The sequence below is a fragment of the Kitasatospora albolonga genome (assembly GCF_039535905.1).
Lineage (GTDB): Bacteria > Actinomycetota > Actinomycetes > Streptomycetales > Streptomycetaceae > Kitasatospora > Kitasatospora albolonga.
In genome coordinates this window covers 64,611-81,222 of sequence record NZ_BAAAYB010000099.1, presented here as the reverse complement: position 1 = coordinate 81,222, position 16,612 = coordinate 64,611, and the positions used below count along the sequence as shown (strand labels likewise).

Genomic DNA, 16,612 nt, shown 5'->3' with positions numbered 1-16,612 from the left:
ACCCGGCTCGCTAGGGTTTTCGGCATGGCCGACTACCACGACGATCTCCGACTCGCCCACGTCCTCGCCGACTCGGCCGACTCGATCACCATGGAGCGCTTCAAGGCGCTGGACCTCAAGGTCGAGACCAAGCCCGACCTCACCCCCGTCAGCGACGCCGACAAGGCCGCCGAGGAGCAGGTCCGCAACGTGCTCGCCCGGGCCCGGCCCCGGGACGCGGTGCTGGGCGAGGAGTTCGGCCTCCAGGGCTCCGGCCCGCGCCGCTGGGTGATCGACCCGATCGACGGCACCAAGAACTACGTCCGCGGCGTCCCGGTCTGGGCCACCCTGATCTCCCTGCTGGAGGTCGGCCCGGACGGCGAGCAGCACCCGGTGGTCGGCATCGTCTCCGCCCCCGCGCTGAACCGCCGCTGGTGGGCCGCCAAGGGCCTGGGCGCCTACGCCGGCCGCAGCCTGGCCAAGGCCAGCCGGATCGAGGTCTCCAAGGTCTCCCGCCTGGAGGACGCCTCGCTCTCCTACTCCTCGCTCAGCGGCTGGGAGGAGCGCGCCCGGCTGGACGCCTTCCTGGACCTCACCCGCTCCTGCTGGCGCACCCGCGCCTACGGCGACTTCTGGTCCTACATGATGGTGGCCGAGGGCGCGGTGGACGTGGCGGCCGAGCCCGAGCTCTCGCTCTGGGACATGGCCGCGCCCTGCATCGTGGTGCAGGAGGCCGGCGGCCGCTTCACCGGCCTGGACGGCGTCGACGGCCCGGGCGGCGCCGACGCGGTGGCCTCCAACGGGCTGCTGCACGACGAGGTGCTGCGGGCGCTGACCGTCTGACGGCGCGTCCCCGGACATTGGTGCGGGCCCCGGGGGTGACTGAACACACCCGGGGCCCGCGGTCTCTGAACGTCCGTTACTTCTGCGTGCGCAGCTCGCGGACGGTCTCCTCCAGGCGCTTGCCGAAGTCGGCGTCGGCCTGGCGGAAGTTGTTGACCGCGCGCTCGACGATGTCCTCGCGGTCCGCCGACACCTTGGCGATGAAGCCGCCGAGGTTGGCGATCAGACGGGCCTTCTCGTCCTCGGAGAACAGGCGGTAGAGGTTGCCCGCCTGGACGAAGTCGTTGTCCTCGGCGTGCGAGGGGGCCGCGCTCTCACCGGTGGCGCCGGTCAGCGGCACCGAGGCCCAGAGCGGACGGTCGATCTGCACCGGGCCGCCGAAGGAGTTCGGCTCGTAGTTCTTCGCCCGGCCGTGGCGGCCGTCGTAGAGGTACCCGTCCCGGCTGTTGGTGTTCGCCTCGGTGGCGTGCGGACGGTTCACCGGCAAGTGGTCGGCGTTGATGCCGACCCGGTAGCGGTGCGCGTCGCCGTAGCCGAACAGGCGGCCCTGGAGCATCTTGTCCGGCGACGGGCCGATGCCCGGCACGAAGTGCGCCGGCGAGAAGATCGACTGCTCGACCTCGGCGAAGACGTTCTCCGGGTTGCGGTTGAGCTCCAGCTTGCCGATCTCGATCGGCGGGTAGTCCGCGTGCGGCCAGACCTTGGTCAGGTCGAACGGGTTGAAGCGGTAGTTCGCCGCGTCGGCCGCCGGCATGATCTGGACCTGCACGGTCCAGGTCGGGAAGTCACCGTTCTCGATCGAGGTGCGCAGGTCGCGCTGGTGGCTGTCCGGGTCCTCGCCGGCCAGCACGGCGGCCTCGGCCGCGGTGAGGTTCTTGATGCCCTGGTCGGTCTTGAAGTGGTACTTCACCCAGAAGTACTCGCCGGCCTCGTTCTCCCACTGGAAGGTGTGCGAGCCGTAGCCGTTCATGTGGCGGTAGGACGCCGGGATGCCGCGGTCGCCGAACAGCCAGGTCACCTGGTGGGTCGACTCGGGCGACAGGCCCCAGAAGTCCCAGACGTTGTCCGCCTCCTGGGAGCCGGTGTACGGGTCGCGCTTCTGGGTGTGGATGAAGTCCGGGAACTTCACCGCGTCCTTGATGAAGAAGACCGGGGTGTTGTTGCCGACGAGGTCGTAGTTCCCCTCCTCGGTGTAGAACTTCAGCGCCCAGCCGCGCGGGTCGCGCACCGCGTCGGCCGAACCGAGGTTGCCCGCGACGGTGGAGAACCGCAGGAAGGTCTCGGTCTGCTTGCCGACCTCGGAGAGGAAGTTCGCCCGGGTGTACGCGGTCACGTCCGCGGTCACCGTGAAGGTGCCGTAGGCGCCGGCGCCGCGGGCGTGCACCACGCGCTCCGGGATGCGCTCGCGGTTGAAGTGCGCGAGCTTCTCGAACAGCAGCTGGTCCTGGACCAGCGCCGGTCCGCCCACACCCGCGGTCTCGGTGTTCTGGTTGTCCGAGACCGGCGCACCGGCCTCCGTGGTGAGGATGGGCCGCTCGCTCTGGGTGGTCATGTCGGGGTGCCTCCGCGTGTCCGGTCGTCGGTCGTAACCGTGTGCCTGAGCTTCGGCTCGATCCTAGCTTGGACTTTGTCTAAGTCAACACTGGAACCAAGTCGAGAACCTGGCTTACCCTGTCAGGCATGAGTGACCTGTTGGAAAGACTTCGCGGACGCGGCTGGCGCATGACCTCGCAGCGTCGTGTGGTGGCCGAGGTCCTCGACGGCGAGCACGTGCACCTCACCGCCGACGAGGTACACGCCCGGGCGGTGGAGCGCCTCCCCGAGATCAGCCGCGCCACGGTCTACAACACGCTGGGCGAGATGGTCTCCCTGGGCGAGGTGCTCGAGGTCTCCACGGACGGCCGCGCCAAGCGCTACGACCCCAACGCGCGGCACGCCCACCAACACCTCATCTGCTCCGGTTGCGGCTCCATCCGCGACGTCCACCCCCAGGGTGACCTGCTCGCCGCCCTCCCCGCAGCCGAGCGCTTCGGCTATGTCATCTCGGCGGCCGAAGTCACGTACCGGGGCCTCTGCCCTTCGTGCAGTCAGGCCTGAACTTCGGAATTGGTTACGCCTTCGGGGGCGCGAGGAACTGCGCGCTTCGGGAGGCGGCCCACCGGCAACTGAACCGCCGTCAGCCAGTTGCAGGTGCTGCCGTTCCCCTGCGCGCAGTTCCTCGCGCCCCCGGTGTAACCACGTACGTCCCTCGCGCCGCCGGTACTAAGCGCTGAGGTCCGTGTGCAGCGCGCCGAGGAGGCGGGCGGCCCGCTCGGTGACCTCCGGGGGGCCGTAGTCGGCGGCGCGGCGGCACCAGGACTCGGCCTGGACCGGCTCGCCGCGACGGAGCGCCAGCAGGGCCAGCCGCAGGGCGGCCCGCCCGTGGCCGGCGTCGGCGGCCCGGGTGTACCAGGCGATGGCCTCGGCCTCCTGGTCCTGACGGGCCAACAGCAGCCCCAGGTTGAAGGCGGCGCTGCGGCTGCCCGCCTCCGCCGCCCGCCGGTACCAGCTCTCGGCGATCTCCAGCGCCCCGCGCTCCGCGGCCCGCACGCCCATCCGGACCTGCGCCCGCCGGTGCCCGGCGTCCGCCGCGACCGCGTACCAGTGCTCGGCCTCCGCGTCGGCGTCGCCGCGCCGGTCCAGCAGCGAGGCCAGCCGGAAGCCGCCCTCGGCCGAACCGCCCGCCGCCGCCTGGCGGTAGCGCTCCAGAGCACCCGTCAGCTGCCCGCGCTGCTCGTGGACGACCGCGAGCTGCAGCGCCGCCTCCCCGTGCCCCTCCGCCGCAGCGCGCGCGTACCACTCGTGCGCCTGCTGCTGCTCCCCGCGCCCGGCGTGCAGCACCCCGAGGTTGAACGCCCCGTCGACGCTCCCCGCCTCGGCGGCCTTCGAGAACCACGGCTCGGCCCCGGACTCGTCGCCGCGCTGGAGCAGCACGACGGCCAGGGCGTTGCAGGCCTCCCGGTGCCCGGCGTACGCCGCGCGCCGGTACCACTGCTCGGCCTGTGCCTCGCGCCCGGCGCCCGCGCAGAGCAGGCCGAGGTTGAAGGCGCCGTTCTGGTCGCCGGCCTCCAGCGCCAGCCGGTACCAGTGCTCGGCCTCGACGGCCTCGCCGCGACCGGCGTGCAGGGCGCCGAGCGCGTTGGCGGCGTTGCCGTCACCGGCCTCGGCCGCCTCCTGCCACCACTCGGCGGCAGCGGTCAGGTCGCCCGCGTCGCGGTGCAGGAAGCCCAGCGCGCACGCCGCGCGCGCCTCCCCGTTCTGCGCCGCCTGCCGGTACCAGCGCGCCGCCTCCTCCACGTCGCCGCGCTCCTCCAGGAGCACGCCGAGCCGCAGCCCCGCGCGGGCGTGGCTGCGGGCGGCGGCGGTGCGGTACCAGGTCTCGGCGGTCTCCTTGTCGCCGGCCGCCTCGCGCATCCGGGCCAGGCGGTAGGCGGCCTCCCGGTGGCCGGCGTCGGCGGACACCTTGAACCAGCGCTCGGCGCGCACGTCGCGCCGGTGCTCCATCAGGTCGCCCAGCGCGTAGGCGCCGAGCGGGTGGCCGTGCTCGGCGGCGAAGTGCAGCCAGTACTCGGCGGCCTCCTCCTCGCCCTGGTCGCGCAGCTGCAGACCGAGCGCGTGCGCGGCCGGGGCCGAGCCGGCCACGGCCGCCTGCCGCCACCACTGGGCGGCCTCGGCCCGGTGGCCGCGCTGGTGCAGCAGCACGCCGAGGTTGTTGGCGGCGGCCCGCAGTCCGGCGGAGGCGGCGCTGCGCAGGTAGGGCTCGGCGTCCTCCAGGTCACCGCGGCGCAGCAGCAGCGCACCGAGCTGGCTGGCCGCGTTCGGGTCGCCCTGGTCGGCGGCCTGACGGTGCCTCACCTCGAGGGCGGCCTGCTCGCGGGCGGCGAGGGCGGACTCGAAGCTCATCGGGTCGGGCTCGGGCTCGTCGGCGGGCGCGGCGTAGCTGCCCGCGGCGGGCGCGAACTGCCTGGCGGGCACCCGGACCAGGCTGTCGGGCCCGTAGCCGGCGGCCCGGGGAACGGTCAGGCCGCTGGTGCGCTGGGCCGGCAGCGCGGCGGCCGGCTCCTCGCTCTGCGCCCACGCCTCGGTGTCGACCGCCCCCACGGCCGACTTGTCCGCCCTGCCCGGATCGTTCCTTCCGATCAGCCTCATGCCGACTCCCGCTTCCCCCGAGTGCCGCGGCATCCGCCGGGGACGTCGAGGCTGCGACGGCGACCTCCCCGGGGCAGGGGAGTCAACTGCCGTACGGCGTCCCCCATGTGCTCCATCGTCGCATCACCCGCAACCCGCGTACACCTGCCCCGGCCAGGTTTGGCGGGAGCGGGCCGAAGCCCGGCGAGATTGCTTCAGCGCTTTGTCGATTTCCCGACACTTGCCCCCCACAAACCCCGGGGACGCATCGTACCGGAGCACGACCCGGACGGGTGAGCCCATTTGACGGGCGATCAGCCCCGGGAAGCACCGAAGGCCCGGAGATGAATCTCCGGGCCTTCGGTTCAGAGTAGCGGGGACAGGATTTGAACCTGCGACCTCTGGGTTATGAGCCCAGCGAGCTACCGAGCTGCTCCACCCCGCGTCGTTGTGTTCACAACTGTAGCACGGGGTCTGAGCAGGTCGTTAACCGGCCTTCTGCTGCGCTGCCGCCGTCGCGGCGTCGAGGGCGGACTTCAGTGCCTTCTGGGCCTCGCCGTACTTGGCCCAGTCGCCGTCCTTGCGCGCCTGCTCCATGTCGTTGAAGGCCTTCTGCGCGTCGGCCACCGCCTTCTGCTGCGCCGCGTCGCCGGTGCCCGGCGTGGTGGGCGTCGTCGGGGTGGTCGGGGTGGTCGGCGTGGTGGGCGTCGTCCCCGGGGTGGTCGGCGCGGTCGGCGTGGTGCCGGTGGTCGCGTTGCCGAGCACCTTCTTGAGCGCCTCCTCCAGCGTGCTCTCGAAGGCCACGTTGTCGTTCCCGTAGACCGCCAACACCCGCTGCAGCACCGGGTAGTTGGCGCCGCGGCCGCGGACGTAGACCGGCTCGATGTTGAGCAGGCCGCCACCGACCGGGAGGGTCAGCAGGTTGCCGTACTCGACCTCGGAGTCGCCGCCGATCTTCAGGGTGTTCAGCTTGTTCGCCACGTCGGCGTTGGAGTTGAACTGCGACTGCACCAGCTTGGGACCGAGCGTGTTGGAGTCGCCCGGCACCTTGAGGATGCGGATCTTGCCGTACTCCGGCCCCGGGTCCGCGCTGACGGCCATGAAGGCGGCCAGGTTGTCCCGCTTGCTGGGCACGAAGGTGGTGGTCAGCGAGAAGCTCGCCTGGGTCACCGCCGGGTCCGGCATCCGCACCGTCATGTAGTACGGCGGCTGCACGTCACCGGTGTTGGTGGTCGGGTCCACCGGCACCTGCCAGATGTCGGTGCCGTTGAAGAAGGAGTTGGCGTCCGTCATGTGGTACATGCCGAGCAGGTCGCGCTGCACCTTGAACATGTCCTGCGGGTACCGCAGGTGCGGCATCAGCGCGGACGGGATCTTGTCCTTGGCCTCGACCGTGCCGGGGAAGGCCTTCATCCAGGTCTTCAACACCGGGTCGGCGTCGTCCCACTGGTAGAGCGTCACCTCGCCGGTGTAGGCGTCCACGGTCGCCTTCACCGAGTTCCGGATGTAGTTGACCTTGTTGACCGTGGTGAGCGTGCGCCCGCGCTGGTCGGTCAGCGAGTCCTTGGTGACGTCGCCCAGGGTGGTCTTGGAGGCGAACGGGTAGCCGTCCGAGGTGGTGTAGCCGTCCAGCACCCAGACCAGCTTGCCGTCCTGCACCACCGGGTACGGGTCGGCGTCGATCGACAGCCACGGGGCGACCTTCTCCACCCGCTCCTTGGGGGTGCGGTCGTAGAGCACCTTGGCGCCGTCGGTGATGGCGCCGGCGTACAGGATCTGCGGCTCGGCGAAGCGCACCGCGTAGGCGGCCCGGGTGAACGGGTTGTCCAGCGAGACGCCGCTGTCGCCGGTGTACTTGTAGGTCTTGTCCCCGTTGTCGGTGGAGTAGTCGATCTCGTCGTTGGAGCCGCCGACGATGGAGTACGTCTTGGTCTCCTCGCCGTAGTAGATCCGCTGCTGGTAGTCGCCCAGCGCCCCGGTGGACGGCAGGCCCGACTCGGTGAAGACCGGCTGGCCCTTGTCGTTGACCTGGTTGCCCTTGGCCGAGACGACGCCGTAGCCGTGGGTGTACTTGAAGTGGTCGTTGATCCAGTTCCGCTGCTGCACCCCGTTGAGGTCCAGCTCGCGCAGGCCGATCACGGTGTCCTGGCCGCCGATCTGGCCGTTGGTGTACCGGTCGACGTCCAGCGTCTTCGGGAACTTGTAGTACGACCGCTGCTGCTCGATCTGCTGGAAGGTCGGCGAGACCACGTTCGGGTCGAGCAGCCGGATGTCGGCGATGGTCTGCGCGTCCTGCTTGAGCGCCTCGGTGGAGGTGGACGCCTTGGGCGAGTACTGCTGCGTCTCGCTGTCGGCGATGCCGTACGCCTGCCGGGTGGCGTCGATGTTCTTCTGGATGTACGGCGTCTCCTTGGCCTGCTCGTTCGGCTTGACCTGGAACTGCTGCACGATCGCCGGGTAGAGCCCGCCGATCAGCACCGCCGAGAGCGCCATCAGCCCGAAGCCGATCAGGGCCGGGGCCCAGGTCTTGCGGATCGGGGTGAGGAAGAACAGCAGGGCGCAGATGATCGCCACGAAGAACAGGATGGTCTTGGCCGGCAGGAACGCGTTGGCGTCCACGTAGCGCAGCCCGGTCCAGCCGTCCACGCCCTTGTAGCCGCCGGTCTTCACCGCGAGCGCGTACCGGTCCAGCCAGTACGCGACCGCCTTCAGCAGCACGAACACGCCCAGCAGCACCGCCAGGTGGCCCTGCGCGCCCGGGCTGGCCTTGCGGCCGGGGCCCTGCAGGCGCAGCCCGCCGTACAGGTAGTGCACCAGCGCGGCCGCCAGCAGCGAGACGATCACCGCACTGAACGCGAAGCCCAGCAGGAACTCGTACCAGGGCAGCTCGAAGGCGTAGAACGAGACGTCCAGGTGGAACTGACTGTCCTTCACCCCGAACGGCGTCTGGTTGGTCCACAGCATCCAGGTCCGCCACTGACCGGCCGCCGCCGCGCCGGCCACCAGGCCGGTCAGCAGCGAGATCCCGATCAGCAGCCACTTCCGGTAGGGCGCCACGCCCATCCGGTAGCGGTCCAGGCTCTGCTGCTCCACCGACATCGCGGCCAGCGGCGGGCGCAGCCGGTGCGCCAGCCAGACGTTCAGTCCGACCACCACCGCCATCGCCAGACCGAAGACGGCGAACAGGCCCACCTTGGTCCAGAGCTGGGCGGTGAACACGGAGGAGTAGTGGAGCGACTTGAACCAGAGCCAGTCCGTCCAAAGACCCGCGAACATCACGAACAGCAGGAACAGCACCGCGAGGACGCCTGCGGTCAGCAGGAGCACCCGGGTGCGGCGGGAGGGCGGGCCGACTCTGGCACGGAAGCCCGGGCCTTGCGGGCGGTCCGGCATCTGGAAAACCAAGGGGGCACCTCTGGTGTGTCGTGTCGTCAGATTTCGGGCGGGTCTCCTGATGCAACTTAATGGCTCTTTACCTGAGTTCCCACGGTTCACCACGACTTCACGCACTCCGTCCGGTCGGACGGCGGCACTCCCCCCACCCACGGCCCCCAGAGCCTGCGCGGACCGCACCCGCCGCCGTGTGAGGATGGAGCCATGTCCGATGCCCTTGATGCCCTGGCCGGCGGCAAGCCGCCCGCCGCCTCCCCGCTGACCCGCGCCGCGCTGGAGATCGACGAGTACGCCGCCACCCTCGGCTGGGACCTCCCGGCCCGGCTGTTCGCCCTGGTCGACAGCGCCGCCCTGCGCCGCCAGGACCCGCGGCTGGCCAAGCAGCTCGGCCTGGGCCCGGACGACGACGGGCTGACCCCGGTCGAGCAGGACGAACTGCCCGCCGGCATGGAGCTGGACAAGTTCCTCGGCACCATCGCCTGGCCCGAGCAGGTGGCCGGCTGCGCCCTGGTGGTGGAGCGTCAGATGCTTCCGCCGGGCGCCGAGCAGACCCGCCCGAAGAACGCCACCGAGGCCCAGATCGCCGAGTGGGTGGCCAACCAGCCGGGCCGCGAGGAGGTCCGGATCACCGCCGCCGTGCTGCGCGACGGCAAGAAGGAGATCGCGCTGCGGCTGCGCTCCAAGGACGTCGCCCGCGAGGTGCTGACCGGCCCGGAGCTGGTCCCCGGCCTGACCGAGGCGCTGCTCTCCACCTTCTCCTAGGGCTTCTCCCAGGGCTGACCCCGGGTCAGGCGGCCTTGCAGGACGGCAGGTCCGCCGCCTTGCCCTCCCGGATCAGGTCCAGCGACTTCAGTGCGCTGTCGAGGGTCTCCGCCTTCACCAGGCGGAGGCCCTCCGGCGTGTTCTTGGAGGCCTCGGCGCAGTTGTCGGCCGGGGTGAAGAAGTACTGGGCGCCCTTGTCCCGGGCCGCGATCAGCTTCATCGAGATGCCGCCGATCGGGCCGACCTTGCCCTCGTCGGTGATGGTGCCGGTGCCGGCCACGAACGTGCCGCCGGTCAGGTCGGTCGGGGTCAGCTTGTCCACGATGCCGAGGGCGAACATCAGCCCGGCGCTGGGACCGCCGACGTCCTGCAGACCGATCTCGATCTTGAACGGGTAGGTGTGGTTCACCCGGGGGCGGATGCCCACGACCGCCCGGTCGGAGTCGGGGGCCTTGGCGGTGGTGATGACGACCCGCTGCTGCTCGCCGGAGCCCGCCTCCTTGTCCTTGGGCAGGACGGTGAAGACCACCTCCTCGCCCGGCTTGTGCTTGGTGACCTGCTCGGCCACCTGGGTGTCGGTGGTGATCGTGGTGCCGTCCACCGCGAGGATCCGGTCGCCCGCGTGCAGCTTGCCGTCGGAGGGGCCGCCCGCCACCACCGAGTTGACGATCACCTCGCTGCCGATCGGGATGCCCAGCTGGTTCAGCGCCGCGGTCTTGGCGCTGTCCTCGGAGGAGGCGAACTCCTCCGCGTTCTGCTGCTGCGCCTCCTGGTCGGTCTGCCCCTCGGGGTAGACGTTGTCGTGCGGCACCACCAGCACGTCCCCGCGCAGCCAGCCGACCACCGCCGAGACCAGGCTCGGCTCGTACTTGGCCCCCGTCACCTGAACCGTCGTCATGTTGAGGTGGCCGCTGGTCGGGTAGGTCTCGTGGCCGGTGATCTGGATCACCGGCTTGTCGCTGTTCTCCTGCGTCCCGAGCGTGTTGTACGTCGGGCCCGGGCTCATCTCCGTGTACGGGACCTTCATCAAGACCGACGCGCAGAGCAGTGCTATGAGCAGCAGGGTGGCGGCGAGCATCGTCGCGGAGCGGCGTGGCATGGGACCGACAGTACGGGACGGAACCGTCACCGCGCCGCCCGGGTCACCGGTCCCGTTCCCCGCCGGCCGAGGTGCTGCGCTCCATCGCCGCCTTGAACCGCTGGTGCTCGGCGAGCGAGGCGGGATCGCCGGTGGCCCTGGGGGTGCGGGCGGCCCAGCCGGCCCAGACCATGGCGCAGAGCGCCGCCACCACAGGAATGATCAACCAGGCGAGCGCAGCCATGTCCCCAACTCCCAGCTCCTCGTTCGTATGAGCAGATTAACCACCCGGGAGTCCAACGGTGACGGCGCCATTCGGGTTACGGCGCGGGGAGCGCGCTCAGCTCGGCGGAGTATTCGTATGACCGGGTGCGCCCGAACGTGACCGGGCACGACCGAACGGCCGTACCCGCCGGAGCGGCCGGACCGGTCAGCAGGAGCCGGCGCCGACCCACTCCTCCTCGCCGTCGGCGAAGACCTGGTGCTTCCAGATCGGCACCTCGTGCTTGAGGTCGTCGATCAGCCGCCGGGCGGCCGCGAAGGCCTCGCCCCGGTGCGGGCACGAGACCGCGACGATCACGGCCTTGTCGGTGATCTCCAGCCGGCCCACCCGGTGCACCGCGGCGAGCGCCCGGACCGGGAACTCGGCGACGATCTTCTCGGCGATCCGGCGCATCTCCGCCTCGGCGGTCGGGTGCGCGCTGTACTCCAGCGCGGAGACCGACTTGCCGCCGTCGTGGTCCCGCACCGTGCCGACGAAGACGGTGGTGCCGCCGGCGGCGTCGTCGCCGACCGCCTCGTACACCTCGTCCAGCGAGAGCGGGGTCTCGCGGATGGCCAGCAGCCGGATGGGGTCGTGGTTCTCGGACATGCTCCCCATGATTCCTCATCCCCCCGGGCTCGCGACAAGAGCCTTCCGCATCACGATTGGAGCATTCCGCACTGCGGAAAGCTCCAAGCCCGCCGACACTCCGTCAGGTCCACCGCCGTCAGATCCGCCGCCGCTTGCGCATCTGCCGCACCAGCGCCGCCGTGCCGACCAGCGCCACCGTGGCGCCCGCCGCGCCCAGCCCGGCCGTGGCCTCCTTGCCGCCGAGGCGCCGCCCGGCCACCGCGTGCTTCCCGGCGACCTGCTCCAGCAGCTCGGCCAGCACCTCCTCGTTGCTGAGCGTGGGCCGCCAGCCCGCCTCGTACAGCCGGGAGCCGGAGACCACCCAGGGGTACATGGTGTAGGCCAGGTCCCCCGCCGGGGCCGGGGTGAGGCCGAGCCGGTGCAGCCGGGCGGCGGTGCCGAGCGCCAGGGCGGCGGGCAGCTCCATCCGGCGGATGCCGGAGAGCGCCTCCACCTCCTCCTGCTCCAGCCAGCCGTCGCAGCCGACCGTCACCTCGCCCTCGACCAGGCCGAGCACCGCGTACTCCAGCGCCGCCGCCAGGTCGTCCACGTGGCAGAACTGCCAGCACGGCCGGGAGCCCGGCACCACCAGCAGCCGGGGCGCCTCGAAGTGCCTGGTCAGCACGGTGTCGATGCCGGGGCCGACCACCACGGCCGGGCGCAGCACCGTCACCTGGAGCCCCGGGTGCGCCCGGGGCGCGCGGCGGGCCAGCCGCTCGATCTCCAGCAGGTCGCCGACCAGCGAGGCCTCCTCGGTGGCCCGCAGCTCGGCCGACTCGGCCAGCGGCACCTCGTTGTCCGGCAGTGCGCCGTAGACCATCGCCGAGGTGCAGAGCACCACCCGGGAGACCCCGGCGGCCGCGGCGGCGGTGATCACCGTCTGCGCGCCCCGCACGTTGTACGCGCTCCGGGCGCGCGGGTCGGACTCCATCCCCAGGTCCATCGCCAGGTGCACCACCACGTCCACCCCGGCCAGCCGCTCGGCCACCGCCGGGTCCCGGACGTCCAGCACCCGCCAGAGCACCCCGGGCACCTCGCCCCGCCGGTCGTCCAGCGCCAGCACCTTGCGCACCGAGGGCGAGGCCACCAGGCGGGCGGCCACCCGTTCGCCGAGCACTCCGGCGGCGCCGGTCACGGCCACGGTCAGCGGCTTGCCGCCGTAGGCTGGAGGCGGCGAACCCGCGGTGGCAGGGACGTCCTCTCCTCCGGTCAGCCCAGAGCGAACGTCCGAGGGCGGGGAACTCACCGGCCATCCTCCACGGTTAGCTTATGTGCGTACGTACGAGTGTCTTGTACGTCCATCCTGCCCGAGGCACGGCCCCGGCGGTGCACCCGGCGCGGTCGGGCCGCGATCCCGCCGGTGGTTTTCCCCGGGCGTCGCAGCCCCCGCCACACCACTTGCGTGACGGCCGACCGGATCGAGGACCCCGTGAGCGACCTTCCCTTCGGATTCGGCGTTCCTCCTGAGGAGCCCGAGGACGGCAAGGCCAAGGGCGACAAGGACAAGAAGGACGAGAGCTCCGGCGCCACCCCGCCGCAGCAGCCGTTCGGCTTCGGCGGGGCCAATCCGTTCGGCGCACTCTTCGGCATGGGCGCCCCCGGTGCGGGCTCCGGCGCCCCCGGGGACAACCCGTTCGGGGCGATGTTCGGCAACCTCAACCCGAACGACCTCGGCGCCGCCTTCCAGCAGCTCGGCCAGATGCTCTCCTTCGAGGGCGGCCCGGTGAACTGGGACCTGGCCCGGGACATCGCCCGGCAGACCGTGGTCGCCGAGCAGCCCGAGGGGAAGAGCAAGGACCGCTCGGTCAGCGCCACCGAGCGCTCGGCGGTGGCCGAGGCCGTCCGGCTGGCCGACCTCTGGCTGGACTCGGCGACGGAGTTCCCCTCCGGCGCGGGCACCGCCGTGGCCTGGAGCCGGGCCGAGTGGGTGGAGGCCACCCTGCCGGTCTGGAAGGACCTGGTGGACCCGGTGGCCGAGCGGGTCGGCAACGCCATGGGCGGCGTGCTGCCCGAGGAGATGCAGGCGATGGCCGGGCCGCTGATGGGCATGATGCGCTCCATGGGCGGCGCCATGTTCGGCACCCAGATCGGCCAGGCGCTGGGCGCCCTGGCCGCCGAGGTGGTCGGCTCCACCGACGTCGGCCTGCCGCTGGCCCCGGCCGGCAAGGCCGCGCTGCTGCCGCAGAACGTGGCCGAGTTCGGCGAGGGCCTGAGCGTGCCCGCCGAGGAGGTCCGGCTCTACCTGGCCCTGCGCGAGGCCGCCCACCAGCGGCTCTTCGCCCACGTGCCGTGGCTGCGGGCGCACCTGTTCGGCGCCGTCGAGGCCTACGCCCGCGGCATCAAGGTGGACACCACCCGGATGGAGGAGCTGGTCGGCCAGCTCGACCCGTCCAACCCCGAGGCGCTGCAGGAGGCGCTCGGCAACGGGCTGCTCCAGCCCGAGGACACCCCCGAGCAGAAGGCCGCGCTGGCCCGGCTGGAGACCGCCCTGGCGCTGGTCGAGGGCTGGGTGGACGCGGTGGTGCACGCCGCCGCCGAGCCGCACCTGCCGCAGGCCGGGGCGCTGCGCGAGACCGTCCGCCGCCGCCGCGCGGCCGGCGGCCCCGCCGAGCAGACCTTCGCCACCCTGGTCGGCCTGGAGCTGCGACCGCGCCGCCTGCGCGACGCCTCCCGGCTCTGGGCCTCGCTGGCCGACGCCCGCGGCGTCGAGGGCCGGGACGCCCTCTGGGAGCACCCCGACATGCTGCCCACCGCCGCCGACCTGGACGACCCGGACGGCTTCGTGCACCGGGGCCCGGGCGACTCCCTGGAGGGCGGCATCGACTTCTCCGAGCTGGACAAGCTGCTCGGCGAGGCCGCGGCCGGCTCCGAGGGCGGGGCCGGCGCGAAGAAGGACGACGAGGACGAGGACGGCAAGGGCGAGTGAGCACCACCCTGCACGCGGACGCGGTCCGCGCACTGACCGACTGGACCGTGGCCGACGCCGGGCAGGACCTGCTCCGGCAGGACTACCTGGCCCACCTGGCCGCGCATCCGGAGGGCCTCTGGCGCTCCAACCTGCCCGCCCACATCACCGCCAGCGCCCTGGTGGTCGACCCGGCGGCCGGGCGGGTGCTGCTGACGCTCCACCCCAAGGTCGGCCTCTGGCTGCAGATGGGCGGGCACTGCGAGCCCGGTGACGCCACGCTGGCCGCCGCCGCGCTGCGCGAGGCCACCGAGGAGTCCGGCATCGCCGGGCTGGAGCTGCTCGCGGTGGACGGCGCCCCGGTGCCGGTGAAGCTGGACCGGCACACCGTCCGCTGCACCGGCAAGACCGGGCCGGAGAACACCCACCTGGACGTGCAGTACGTCGCGCTGGCCCCGGCCGGGGCCGAGGCGCTGATCAGCGAGGAGTCGCTGGAGCTGGGCTGGTTCGCCTTCGACGCCCTGCCCGAGCCCACCGACGACGCGGTGCGCGAACTGGTCGAGCTGGCGCGGAAGCTGACGGAGCGTTAACCGGCCTCCTCGGCGGGATCCTGACGGGCCTGCGGGAGCCTGGGAGCGGCGGCCACGCCCTCCAGGTACCCGCGGGCCCGTTCCGTGCGCGGGTAGGCCTCCAGCAGGGCCCAGAAGGCCGGGCCGTGGTCGGCCTCCAGCAGGTGGGCCAGCTCGTGCAGCAGCACGTAGTCCACGACGTACTCGGGCATGCCCCGCAGGCGGTGGGAGAGCCGGATGCTGCGCTCGGCCGGGGTGCAGGAGCCCCAGCGGGAGTTCTGGTTGGTGACCCAGCGGACCACGCTGGGGCGGGCCCGGCCGCCCAGGTAGGCCGCCGAGAGCCGCTCGGCCCGGGCCGCCAGCTCCTGGTCCCCGCCGAGCTCGCGGCGGCTCTCCTGCCGGGCCAGCCGCTCCACCATCTTGGCCACCCAGCGCCGCTCCTCGGCCAGCGACATCCGGGCCGGGATCAGCACCACGGTGCGGTCGCCCTCGCGGTGGGCGGAGACGGTGCGGCTGCGGCGGGCGCTGCGCCGGACCTCGACCAGGGGCTCGCCGGAGGCCGTCAGGGGCTCGCCGGGGGCGTGCGGGGACGTGCCCCGCGCTGAGGGGCCGCCCGCTGCCGGGCCCTGCCGTCGGAAGTCCTGTTCGGTCGCCATGGCAACCGACGGTACCCCGCGGCACCGACGGCCGGCCTCCACCGGTGCGGGCACCGTCAACTCGGGGCCTCCGGTTGTCCACAGGCTGTGCAGAACGATCGTCGTACCAGCCCACCGGGCCTGTGGACAGGCCTCGGCGGGACGGCCCCCGGGTCGGGCATGCTGCCTCTGTCAGCTCTGCCCCACCCTCCCCGGAGGTGCCCGTGCGACCGATGGTGAAGCCCGCGCTCTCCCGCCTCTGGCGGGACGGATCGACCCTGCAGTTCGGCACCGTGCACCGGCACGCACGGGTGGTGGAGGAGGTCGGCCAGCCGGTGGCCGCCTTCCTGGAGCTGCTGGACGGCAGCCGGGAGCGGCCGGCCCTGCTGGAGGCCGGCGAGCGGCTCGGGCTCGGCCGGGAGGTGGCCGAGGAGCTGCTCGGCTCGCTGGAGCAGGCCGGGCTGCTGGACGACGCCGAGGCCGGGCAGGCCGCCCTCGGCGGCTTCCCCCGGGCCCGCCAGGAGCTGCTCGGCCCTGACGTGGCGTCACTCTCCCTGGTGCACCCCGCCCCCGGCGAGGCCCCGGCGGTGCTCCGCGGCCGGGCCGCCTCCCGGGTGGAGGTGCACGGGGCCGGCCGGGTCGGGGCCGCGATCGGCGCGGTGCTGGCCGCCGGGGGCGTCGGCACCGTCACCCTCACCGACCGGGGCCGGGTCACCGCCCGGGACTGCTCCCCCGCCGGGTACCCGCCGACGGACGTCGGGCGGCTGCGCACCACCGCCGCCAGGGAGGTGGTGCACCGCACCTCGGGCACCCCGGCCGCGGAGCAGCGGCGCCGCCGGCCCGCGGACGAGCCGCCACCCGCCCTGGTGGTGCTGGCCCCCCGGGACGGCGCCGGCGCCTTCGCCGGGGTGGCGGCCGAGGCGCACAAGCTGATGCGCGCCGGGGTGCCGCACCTCTACGTCGGGGTGCTGGAGCACCTCGGGGTGGTCGGCCCGCTGGTGCTGCCCGGCGCCTCGGCCTGCGGCGCCTGCGCCACCCTGACCAGACGGGACGAGGACGAGGCCTGGCCCCGGCTGCTCGCCCAGCTCGGCGAGGAGGGCGCCGGGCGCCCCCGCACCCCCGCCTGTGACAGCGCGCTCGCCACCACCGTCGCGGGGCTGGCCGCCCTGCACGTGGAGCTCTGGCTGGACGGCGTCCGCCCGCCCAGCGTGGACGGCTGGTGCGAGGTCTCCGCTGCCGACGGCATGGCCCGCCGCCTGCGGCTTCCCACCCATCCGGCCTGCGGCTGCACCTGGCCCTCCGGCCCGCCGGTGCACCGGACGGAGGTGATCGCCCCTCCCCGGTGAGCGGGCCGTGGGCGGAGCCGTGATCCGCTGGTCACAGTCCGGC

Annotated in this window: 14 protein-coding genes and 1 tRNA gene; 6 read left to right on the top strand and 9 right to left on the bottom strand. The window is 72.8% G+C overall.

The window, feature by feature from the left end:
- Nucleotides 1–24 precede the first annotated feature (24 nt).
- Nucleotides 25–822, top strand: a complete 798-nt coding sequence (gene hisN, locus ABD946_RS25490) for a histidinol-phosphatase (protein ID WP_345287376.1) — start codon at nt 25–27, stop codon at nt 820–822.
- 76 nt (nt 823–898) lie between these two features.
- Here the strand turns inward: hisN and ABD946_RS25485 are convergent, their stop codons facing one another.
- A complete protein-coding gene (locus tag ABD946_RS25485; RefSeq protein WP_345287374.1) occupies nt 899–2,374 on the bottom strand; it encodes a catalase in 1,476 nt (491 codons plus the stop codon).
- Nucleotides 2,375–2,502: 128 nt separating this feature from the next.
- Here ABD946_RS25485 and ABD946_RS25480 point away from each other — a divergent pair, with 128 nt between their 5' ends.
- Nucleotides 2,503–2,919 carry a Fur family transcriptional regulator gene (locus tag ABD946_RS25480; RefSeq protein WP_345287372.1) on the top strand — a complete coding sequence of 139 codons (417 nt, stop codon included), beginning with the start codon at nt 2,503–2,505 and terminating at the stop codon, nt 2,917–2,919.
- A 165-nt stretch (nt 2,920–3,084) separates the two neighbouring features.
- Here the strand turns inward: ABD946_RS25480 and ABD946_RS25475 are convergent, their stop codons facing one another.
- The 3 genes from ABD946_RS25475 to ABD946_RS25465 all read right to left on the bottom strand — a co-directional run bounded on the left by ABD946_RS25475 (nt 3,085) and on the right by ABD946_RS25465 (nt 8,382).
- Nucleotides 3,085–4,764 (bottom strand): tetratricopeptide repeat protein, encoded by a 1,680-nt coding sequence (locus ABD946_RS25475; RefSeq protein WP_345287432.1) that lies wholly within the window; start codon nt 4,762–4,764, stop codon nt 3,085–3,087.
- A 596-nt stretch (nt 4,765–5,360) separates the two neighbouring features.
- A tRNA-Met gene (locus ABD946_RS25470) sits at nt 5,361–5,434 on the bottom strand.
- A gap of 41 nt (nt 5,435–5,475) precedes the next feature.
- On the bottom strand, nt 5,476–8,382 hold the full coding sequence (locus tag ABD946_RS25465; RefSeq protein WP_345287430.1) for a UPF0182 family membrane protein: 2,907 nt from the start codon (nt 8,380–8,382) through the stop codon (nt 5,476–5,478).
- Nucleotides 8,383–8,586: 204 nt separating this feature from the next.
- On the opposite strand from ABD946_RS25465, the gene ABD946_RS25460 reads away from it, so the two are divergent.
- Nucleotides 8,587–9,144, top strand: a complete 558-nt coding sequence (locus ABD946_RS25460; protein WP_345287371.1) for a PPA1309 family protein — start codon at nt 8,587–8,589, stop codon at nt 9,142–9,144.
- Nucleotides 9,145–9,169: 25 nt separating this feature from the next.
- Here ABD946_RS25460 and ABD946_RS25455 read toward each other — a convergent pair whose 3' ends face one another.
- From ABD946_RS25455 to ABD946_RS25440, 4 genes are all read right to left on the bottom strand, one after another.
- Nucleotides 9,170–10,243 (bottom strand): YlbL family protein, encoded by a 1,074-nt coding sequence (locus tag ABD946_RS25455; protein ID WP_345287369.1) that lies wholly within the window; start codon nt 10,241–10,243, stop codon nt 9,170–9,172.
- 43 nt (nt 10,244–10,286) lie between these two features.
- Nucleotides 10,287–10,466: a hypothetical protein gene (locus ABD946_RS25450; protein WP_345287367.1), complete on the bottom strand. Its 180-nt coding sequence runs from the start codon at nt 10,464–10,466 to the stop codon at nt 10,287–10,289.
- 186 nt (nt 10,467–10,652) lie between these two features.
- Nucleotides 10,653–11,102 (bottom strand): molybdenum cofactor biosynthesis protein MoaE, encoded by a 450-nt coding sequence (locus ABD946_RS25445; protein WP_345287365.1) that lies wholly within the window; start codon nt 11,100–11,102, stop codon nt 10,653–10,655.
- A gap of 109 nt (nt 11,103–11,211) precedes the next feature.
- Nucleotides 11,212–12,360: an NAD-dependent epimerase/dehydratase family protein gene (locus ABD946_RS25440; RefSeq protein WP_380150136.1), complete on the bottom strand. Its 1,149-nt coding sequence runs from the start codon at nt 12,358–12,360 to the stop codon at nt 11,212–11,214.
- A 183-nt stretch (nt 12,361–12,543) separates the two neighbouring features.
- Between ABD946_RS25440 and ABD946_RS25435 the strand changes: the two genes are divergently transcribed.
- Both ABD946_RS25435 and ABD946_RS25430 read left to right on the top strand, forming a co-directional pair.
- Nucleotides 12,544–14,040 (top strand): zinc-dependent metalloprotease, encoded by a 1,497-nt coding sequence (locus ABD946_RS25435; protein WP_345287363.1) that lies wholly within the window; start codon nt 12,544–12,546, stop codon nt 14,038–14,040.
- Complete coding sequence (locus tag ABD946_RS25430; RefSeq protein WP_345287361.1) at nt 14,037–14,609, top strand: NUDIX hydrolase; 573 nt, start codon at nt 14,037–14,039, stop codon at nt 14,607–14,609. Before ABD946_RS25435 ends, ABD946_RS25430 begins: the two co-directional genes overlap by 4 nt.
- Here the strand turns inward: ABD946_RS25430 and ABD946_RS25425 are convergent.
- On the bottom strand, nt 14,606–15,244 hold the full coding sequence (locus ABD946_RS25425) for a M48 metallopeptidase family protein (protein ID WP_345287360.1): 639 nt from the start codon (nt 15,242–15,244) through the stop codon (nt 14,606–14,608). The genes ABD946_RS25430 and ABD946_RS25425 overlap by 4 nt on opposite strands.
- 212 nt (nt 15,245–15,456) lie before the next feature.
- On the opposite strand from ABD946_RS25425, the gene ABD946_RS25420 reads away from it, so the two are divergent.
- Nucleotides 15,457–16,569: a TOMM precursor leader peptide-binding protein gene (locus ABD946_RS25420; protein WP_345287426.1), complete on the top strand. Its 1,113-nt coding sequence runs from the start codon at nt 15,457–15,459 to the stop codon at nt 16,567–16,569.
- The last annotated feature ends 43 nt before the right edge of the window (nt 16,570–16,612 follow it).